Origin of the sequence: Stenotrophomonas capsici, assembly GCF_034961085.1 — a bacterium.
In the GTDB taxonomy this organism is placed as follows: Bacteria; Pseudomonadota; Gammaproteobacteria; order Xanthomonadales; family Xanthomonadaceae; genus Stenotrophomonas; species Stenotrophomonas capsici.
On record NZ_JAYFUH010000099.1, the window covers coordinates 1 to 8,026 of the forward strand.

Consider the following 8,026-nt stretch of genomic DNA (forward strand, 5'->3'; position numbering starts at 1 on the left):
CAGGTCCGCCCAGCAGGGCAACCGCGCCGGGCCGATCTGGAATACTGCGCCCTCGGAGATCGTCGCCGCCTCGTGTCGAGGTGGCGGTTCCAGGCAACCGTCGTCGCCCCGTGCGCCGGCCTTTACCCAAGAGCCCCTGCATGAACATTGAAGCCACTTCCGCCCTGCCGCCGCGCGAAGCGATGGAGTTCGACGTCGTCATCGTCGGTGCCGGCCCCGCCGGCCTGGCCACGGCCATCCGCCTGCGCCAGCTGGCCGTGGAGAAGGGCCAGGAGCTGTCGGTCTGCGTGCTGGAGAAGGGCTCCGAGCCGGGCGCGCACATCCTGTCCGGCGCGATCATGGACCCGCGTGCGCTCAACGAGCTGTTCCCGGACTGGGCCGAGCGCGGTGCGCCGCTGAAGCAGGCCGTCACCCGCGATGAGTTCCTGTTCCTGGACGAGACCGGCGCCAAGGCCACCCCGCACGCGCTGCTGCCGGAGTGCTTCCACAACGACGGCAACTACATCATCAGCCTGGGCGAAGTGACCCGCTGGCTGGCGCAGCAGGCCGAGGCGCTGGAAGTTGCGATCTTCCCGGGCTTCGCCGCCGCCGAGGTGCTGTACGACGACAACGGCGCGGTGATGGGCGTGGCCACCGGCGACATGGGCATCCACAAGGACGGCACCCCGGGCCCGAACTTCGAGCGCGGCATGGAGCTGCACGCCAAGTACACGATCTTCGCCGAAGGCTCGCGCGGCCATCTCGGTCGCCAGCTGATCAGCAGGTTCAAGCTCGACGCCGGCAAGGACCCGCAGTCCTACGGCATCGGCATCAAGGAGCTGTGGCAGATCGACCCGGCCAAGCACGAGCCGGGCCTGGTGGTGCACGCCGCCGGCTGGCCGCTGGACAACGACACCTACGGTGGCGCGTTCCTGTACCACGCCGAGGGCGGCAAGGTGTCGATCGGCTACGTGGTCGGCCTGGACTACAAGAACCCGTGGCTGAGCCCGTTCGAGGAGTTCCAGCGCTTCAAGACTCACCCGGCCATCCGCAAGCACCTGGAAGGCGGCAAGCGCATCGCCTACGGCGCACGCGCGATCACCGCCGGCGGCATCCTGTCGCTGCCCAAGACGGTGTTCCCGGGCGGCGCGCTGGTCGGCTGCGAGGCCGGCTACCTCAACGTCAGCCGCATCAAGGGCAGCCACGCCGCGATCAAGACCGGCATGCTCGCCGCCGAGGCCGCGTTCGACGCGCTGGCCGCCGGCCGTTCGCGCGATGAACTGAGCGCGTATCCGGAGGCGTTCGAGAACAGCTGGCTGAAGGCCGAGCTGCTGCAGTCCAAGAACTTCAAGCAGTGGTTCAAGAAGGGCCGCACCCTGGCCACGCTGATGACCGGTATCGAACAGTGGCTGCTGCCGAAGCTGGGCATCCGCAACGCACCGTGGACCATCCACCGTACCAAGGCCGACCACGAGTGCCTGGAGCCGGCCGCCACCCAGCCGAAGATCAACTACCCCAAGCCGGACAACGTATTGACGTTCGACCGCCTGAGCTCGGTGTTCCTGTCCTCGACCAACCACGAGGAAGACCAGCCCAGCCATCTGACGCTGAAGGACCCGTCCATCCCGGTGACGGTCAACCTGGCCACCTACGCCGGCCCGGAAGCGCGTTACTGCCCGGCCGGCGTGTACGAATTCGTCGGCGAAGGCAGCGACACGCGCCTGCAGATCAACGCGCAGAACTGCGTCCACTGCAAGACCTGCGACATCAAGGACCCCACCCAGAACATCGTGTGGGTGACCCCGCAGGGCGGCGGCGGCCCGAACTACCCTGCGATGTAAGCAGCCCCTGCTGCAGGGGCCCCGCCGTGCCGGGCAGCACCTGGCATGGGCGGGGCACCTGCGGCAGCACCTGCCGCCCCTGGACGACCACCCCATGTTGATGCTCCGCCCGCTGTCGTTGTCGTGCCTCGGCCTGCTGCTGGCCGCCTGTGGCCAGCGCGACGCCTTCAACCACACCGCCAACGCCGACCCGCACCAGCAGCAGCTCGAGCGCGCCTTCGCGATCTGCGCCGGCTGCCATGACACCCGCGCCGACCTGGGCCACCGCGTCGGGCCCAACCTGCAGGGCGTGATCGGCCGCAGGGCCGGCACCGCGCCGGGCTATCACTATTCCGATGCGATGAAGGCCAGCGACATCACCTGGGATGCGCAGACGCTGGATGCCTTCCTGAAATCCCCGACCCGGCAGGTGCCGGGTACGCGCATGCTCAATGCCACCTCCGACCCCGCCCGTCGCCAGGCGGTGATCGAGTACCTGTCGCAGCAGAAGTAGGGCCAGCGGCACCGGCCGCTGGCCCAGCCATCGGCGCCTACTGGCCGATGTTTTCCTGCAGGAACGTCTCCAGCGCACGGTAGAAGGCGATGCTGTTGTTGTCGTTGTAGAAACCGTGCCCCTCACCGGCCACCGCCATCCACTGCGGCGGCCTGCCCGCCGCGGTCAACGCGCTACGCATGGCGTTGGCCTGGGCGATCGGCGTGCGCTCGTCGCGCTCGCCGTGGGCCAGGAACACCGGCACGGTGATGCGCGCGGCCACGCCGGTCGGCGAGTTGGCCGCCAGTTCCTCGTCACTGCGCCCGATCACCCGGCCCAGGTAATTGCGGCCGTAGGCGCTGTCCTTGATGTCGCCCTTCTTGTACATCATCTTCAGGTCGTACAGGCCGGCCAGTCCCACCGCGCAACGGATCAGCTGCGGCTCGCGCGCGGCCAGCATCATCGCCGAGTACGCACCGAAGCTGGCGCCATAGCTGCAGACCCGCGAGGTGTCGGCCAGACCCTGCTTCTCCGCTTCGCGCAGCCCCTCGACCAGGTCCTGCTGCACGCGCGTGCCCCATTGCAGGTAGCCCCGTTCCTCGAACGCCTGGCCGCGTCCGCCGCTGCCGCGGTAGTTGACCTGCACCACCAGGTAGCCACGGTTGGCCAGGAACTGCGCATCGGTGTCGTAGAACCAGTCGTCCCGGACCCCATGCGGGCCACCGTGCGGCAGGATCACCGTCGGCAACGGGCCCTGGGCGTTCTTCGGCACGGTGAAGACCGCTTCCAGCTCGAGGCCATCACTGGCCTTGAAACGCACCGGACGGCGTTCGGCCATCTGCGTCGGATCAATGCCCTCGCGCGGGGACAGCACCTTCTCCAGCTTGTTGGTGCCGCGCCGGAAGGTGTACCAGCTGCCCGGGTCACGGTCACTGGCCAGGTGTACCAGCACGGTCTGGCCGTCACGACTGACATCGTCGAAGGTGACGTGCTGCTGCGGCAGCAGGTCGGCCAGGGCCTTGTGCAGCTCGGCTTCCGGCCGGCCCGGATCGAAGTACCGGAGCTGCGGGCGCCCGGCCAACGGCGCGGCCGCGAACGGCGTGGCGGGCGTGCGCGTCCACTGGCTCAGCCCGATGCTGCCGAACCCATCCTCGACCAGCACCTCGCGCTGCCCACCGTCCGGGTTGCTGAGCACCAGCGCCGAGGGTCCATCGGCACGGCTGAAGCGCCCGTAGACGCGCTGGTTGTCGTCGCTGAAGGCCATCGGCGTCCACACGCCGCCCACCTGTTCCTGCGCGATGGGCTGCCAGTGCTGTCCATCGCCGGAGGCGAACAGTTGGTAGTTGTCCTGGTCATCGCGCCCCCACGCATAACGCGCCACGCCGTTGCGATCGATCACGAACTCCAGGTTCGGCACGTTGACGCTGGCGACCAGCTTGAACGAAGGACGCAGCCCCGCATCCACCAGGTACAACATCGAGTTGGTGGGACTGCGCTTGAGCTGGCGCATGTAGAAGCGCCCATCGTTGCCCTGGCCGATGCCCTCGATGAAGCCGAAGCCACGGTCAAGGCCTGCCGCAGCGTTCTGCTGTTCGTACCCATAGATGTAGCGCTGGTTCTCGCCGTCGAAGTCGCTGGCGATGATCTCGCCGGTCGGAATCGGCTTCTCGAGCGAGCCGTACCGACGACCCTTGGCGACCACCAGGCGACGGTCGCCCACCCAGATGATCTGGTACGGGCTTTCGTAGCGCGGCAGGCGCAACACCGCGGTGCGGTGCATGTCCGACAGTCGCACCACCTGCAGTGCATGGTTGCCTTCGCCGAAGTCGGTGGCGAATGCCAGGTACTGCCCATCGGGCGAGAGCCGCGGCATCGAGAACGGACTGGCCTTGGCGAAGGCTTCCACTGGAACGGTTTGTGCCATGACCGGCAACGGTGCCGTGCTTCCCAACACGGCCAACAACAGGAACATCGTGCTCCTGATCCCCATCACAACCCCCAAGCAATGATCGGACGCACAGCCTATGCGATCAGCCGGCGGCGCAGAAGTGCCCGGTTTCACCGCGTTCGGCGGGAGGCGGGCGCGGTGGCCCGCAGCGTGTCCCGAGCGGCAATCGACCGCCTCGCCCGCCGCCGCATCACGCCAGCGTGCGGGGTTGCCCAGCGTCGGTTGGGTGCCTGCGTGCCCGGGCGCCGCAACGCATGGCCGGCATTTCCATGGCAGGATGCTCGCCAACCACGACTTTGCGGGAACCTGGCGTTGCGACACCTGCGTTGCCTACCCATCACCTTGCTGGTCATCAGCTTGTCCTGGCCGGGCCTGGCTTGGGCAATGCGGCAATGCCCACCGGAGTTCGGCGAGAAATCGACCGGCTTCTGGCTGCTGGGTTGGACGATCTTCGCGCTGTTCGTGATCGCAGGCATCCTGCTGCCGATCCTGATGTTCCGCGCCACGCGGCAGGCGCCGCGGGTGATGCGCTGGTGGCTGCGCGCGGCCAGCTTCCCGGCGATGCTTGCGTTGTGGATCCTCGGCTTCGGGCTCTTCCTCGGCCGGTTCGTGCTGGTCTGCTGAGCAGGCCGTCGGTCACGACGCCGGCTTCGCGGCCAAGGCCGCTCCCATGGCAGGAGCGCCTTCAGCCGCGAAGCCGGTGGCCACCCACCTGCATCACGCGTCGCGATAGCCCTTGCCCAGTTTCTCGGCAACCAGCTTGTCCATCTCGCGACGCGCGCGCGCGGGGCTGTCGAACTGCTTCACGTTGCGCTGTCCGGCGCTGCCGATGCGCCCGTAGGTCACCACCAGTTCGCCGCCGCTGACCGCTACGCGCCAGAACTTGTTGGAGGTGCCCTGTTCGAACACCAGTTCGCGGCTGAGCACATCCTCGGCCAGCGCCGCCGGCACCTCGGGCGCGGCCTCCACCACCGCCGCCTCCATCACCGGCAATGACTCCAGTGCATCCAGCGCCGTCTGCGCATCGACCTCCCGGCCCTGCAACGCCGCATCGATGCGCGCCAGCACCGCCTCGGGCGCGCGCAGCCAATCGCGGCCGGGCACGTCGATCACCTGCCAGCCGAAGCCGCGCAGCACGCCGGGACGGAACACGTAGCGTTCGCGGGTATCGGCCACTGCCTGGTCCGGCCCATCGAGCAGGATCGCCAGCTGGTAGTCGCCGCCGGCCGGGTCCACGATCGCCAGGTCGCAGCGGAACTGGGAACGCCCCACCTGCTCGTGCACGATGTGCCCACGCTGGCGCAACGCCTCCGCCATGGCCTGGCGGATGGCATCGGCCGACGGCGGTGCCGCGAACGCCTCCCGTGCGCCGGCATTGAGCGAACCCAGCACCAGCTGCGCGCGCTCGAAATCCCCCCGCGCACTGGCCTGGGCGAACTGCAGGAACGCACGCAACGCCGCCGCGCCGTCGTTGTGGGTGTTGGTGATGGCCTCGGCATGGATGCTGGACACCACAGCCATGCGCAGCCGGGCACGGCTGAAGATCACGTTGAGGCGCTTCTCGCCGCCACGCTGGTTGATCGGGCCGAAGTTCATCAGCATCCGGCCGTCCGCACCGGGTGCGTAGCAGATGCTCAGGATGATCACGTCACGCTCGTCGCCCTGCACGTTCTCCAGGTTCTTCACGAACAGGCCGTTGAACTGGTCCTCGTCCTCGCGCACGTACTCGCGTTCAAGCTGCAGCGCGAACTCGGCATCCTCGCCGGCCAGCGTTTCCAGCGCAGTTTCGATCTCGCCCTGCTGTGCCTCGGAGAAGGCGACGATGCCGATGCTCTGGCCGCCGCCCCGGCGCAGCAGCTCGCGCACCATCTGCGCGATGTAGCGCGCCTCGGCGGCATTGCGACGCGCACCGTACACACCGTCGGCGATGTGGTGGAAGCTGACCGCACGCTCCTGCAGGGCATCGGCGCCGATCGCGCCGGCATCGTCCTGGGTGGACGGCACCGATGCCGGCGCGTCGGCCGAAGGCTCGATGCGACGGTCGGGGATGGTGACCAGGCGGCCGTCGTAGAAGGCGGCGTTGGAGAAGCTGATCAGCGTCTCGTGGCGGCTGCGGTAGTGCCAGGCCAACAGGGTCGCCGGCAGGTTGCGCGCGGCCTGGTTGAGCAGGCTGTCCGACTCCATGTTGATGGCGATGCGCTCGCCATCCTCCTCGACCACGACCTCCTCGTTGTCCTCGCCGTTGGCGGCGAAGAAGCTGGTCGGCGGCAGCTGCATTTCATCGCCCACCACCACGATCTGCCGCGCCCGGCTCAGCGCCGGCACCGCTTCCTCGGTGGGGATCTGGCTGGCCTCGTCGAAGATCACCACGTCGAACAGGTCCGGCGACAGCGGCAACGTGTCGGACACCGACAACGGGCTCATCAGCCAGATCGGCTTGAGGTCGTTGACCACCAGCCCGGTCTCGTCGTCGGACAGGTCGCGGATCGAACGGTGGCGCATGCTCTTGCCGAACTCATGCTCCAGCTCCCGGCGCCCGGTGGAATAGAGCTTCTTGAATGCCTTGCCTTCGGCGTCCAGCTGGGTCGCCGACAGCGACGCGGTCTGCACGTGGTCGGCGAACAGCCGATGCAGCGTGGCCTGCACCACCTTGGCGTTCAGGCCCAGCAGCTCGCGCTGGCCCTCGCCGATGCGCCGTGCGGCCACCGCCAGTGCCGCGCCGTCGAAGCGGGCCAGCTCCGGATGCGCACGCTCCAGGCGACGCAACGCTTCATCGGCAACCACCGCCTCGATCTGCAGCGCCGGCAACGGCAGCTGCCGCAACGCGGCGCTGACGGCGGCATCACCGGCGTGCACGGCACGCAGCAGCGGCAACAGGTCCGGCAGTTCTTCCAGCCCTTCGCGCAGGTCGCGCAGCAGCTCGCCGACCTGCGCCAGGCTCAATGCCGGTTCGCCCTCCACGTTCTCGTCCAGGCGCTGGCCGAGCTTGCGCAGCGGTTCGGCGGCCACGGCTTCGTTGCGGGCGGCGGTCACCGGGTCCAGCGCAGCGCGGAGGTGGTCGAGCATCGCCCGCATCGGTCCGCTGCTTGCCTGGCGTTCGCGCAACTGGGTCACCGCATCCAGCAGCCCGCGCATGCTCTGCACGCCGAACTGCCTGCAACTGCTGGCATCGGCTTCGGCCAGCGCCACGGTGGCGGCCTGCTCGGCCGCCAGCGACTGCAGCACCCGCGCATACCCCGGATGCACCGCGTGCTTGCCGAAGTCGTAGCGACGGCGCAGCTCGCCGCGCAACCGCCACCAGGCCGGCTGCAGCCAGCGCATGAGCGAGCCTTCCAGCTGCTGGGCCAAGGCAAGCGCGGCCTGGGTGTCGCCCGCATCGAGCTTGTCGCGCCAGTGCGTCGTGGCCTGCGCGGCCTGCTGCACTGCTGCCTGCTGTTGTTCAAGCCGCTCGCGCGCACGTCGCAGTTCCAGCGCCTGCGAGGAGTCCTCTTCCAGCAACGACAACTGCCCGGCCATGCCATTGTCCAGCAACCAGCGGGCCTGCTCGGCCAGCTGCAGGGCCTGTGCCGGCGTGAGCCCGGCCTTGATCAGGCCGGCGCTGTCATCCAGCACCGGGTCCAGCTGCTCCAGCAATGCCTCACCATCGTCGATCAGGTGCTGCACGCGGCCATAGGCGCGCTCGTCACCGACCAGCGCGGCGGACAGGCGCGCAAAGGGATGCACGGCCAGGCTGTCGATGCCGAAGCGTTCGCGCAGGTTGCGCTCCACGCGCAACGCCAGTTCACG

5 protein-coding genes are annotated in these 8,026 nt (G+C 68.7%); 3 read left to right on the forward strand and 2 right to left on the reverse strand.

Annotated elements, in window-relative coordinates; genetic code table 11:
- Window positions 1-140: 140 nt before the first annotated feature.
- Together VA603_RS08835 and VA603_RS08840 are read left to right on the forward strand one after the other, a co-directional pair.
- Entirely contained in the window at window positions 141-1,820 is a 1,680-nt protein-coding gene (locus VA603_RS08835; RefSeq protein WP_323438566.1) for an electron transfer flavoprotein-ubiquinone oxidoreductase, read from the forward strand.
- A gap of 94 nt (window positions 1,821-1,914) precedes the next feature.
- Window positions 1,915-2,313: a c-type cytochrome gene (locus tag VA603_RS08840; protein ID WP_225591934.1), complete on the forward strand. Its 399-nt coding sequence runs from the start codon at window positions 1,915-1,917 to the stop codon at window positions 2,311-2,313.
- A 37-nt stretch (window positions 2,314-2,350) separates the two neighbouring features.
- On the opposite strand, the gene VA603_RS08845 is transcribed toward VA603_RS08840, so the two are convergent.
- Entirely contained in the window at window positions 2,351-4,264 is a 1,914-nt protein-coding gene (locus VA603_RS08845; RefSeq protein ID WP_225591935.1) for a prolyl oligopeptidase family serine peptidase, read from the reverse strand.
- A 33-nt stretch (window positions 4,265-4,297) separates the two neighbouring features.
- On the opposite strand from VA603_RS08845, the gene VA603_RS08850 reads away from it, so the two are divergent.
- Window positions 4,298-4,864, forward strand: coding sequence for a hypothetical protein (locus VA603_RS08850; RefSeq protein WP_323438567.1), 567 nt, complete (start codon window positions 4,298-4,300; stop codon window positions 4,862-4,864).
- Window positions 4,865-4,957: 93 nt separating this feature from the next.
- Here VA603_RS08850 and VA603_RS08855 read toward each other — a convergent pair.
- Window positions 4,958-8,026, reverse strand: a 3,069-nt coding sequence (locus VA603_RS08855) for an AAA domain-containing protein (protein WP_323438568.1), incomplete at its 5' end; no start/stop codon positions are given.

Coding starts and splice junctions, on each gene's coding strand:
- VA603_RS08845 (WP_225591935.1), bottom strand. CDS start 4,264: ATGTTCCTGTTGTTGGCCGTGTTGGGAAGCACGGCACCGTTGCCGGTC.
- VA603_RS08850 (WP_323438567.1), top strand. CDS start 4,298: ATGATCGGACGCACAGCCTATGCGATCAGCCGGCGGCGCAGAAGTGCC.
- VA603_RS08840 (WP_225591934.1), top strand. CDS start 1,915: ATGTTGATGCTCCGCCCGCTGTCGTTGTCGTGCCTCGGCCTGCTGCTG.
- VA603_RS08835 (WP_323438566.1), top strand. CDS start 141: ATGAACATTGAAGCCACTTCCGCCCTGCCGCCGCGCGAAGCGATGGAG.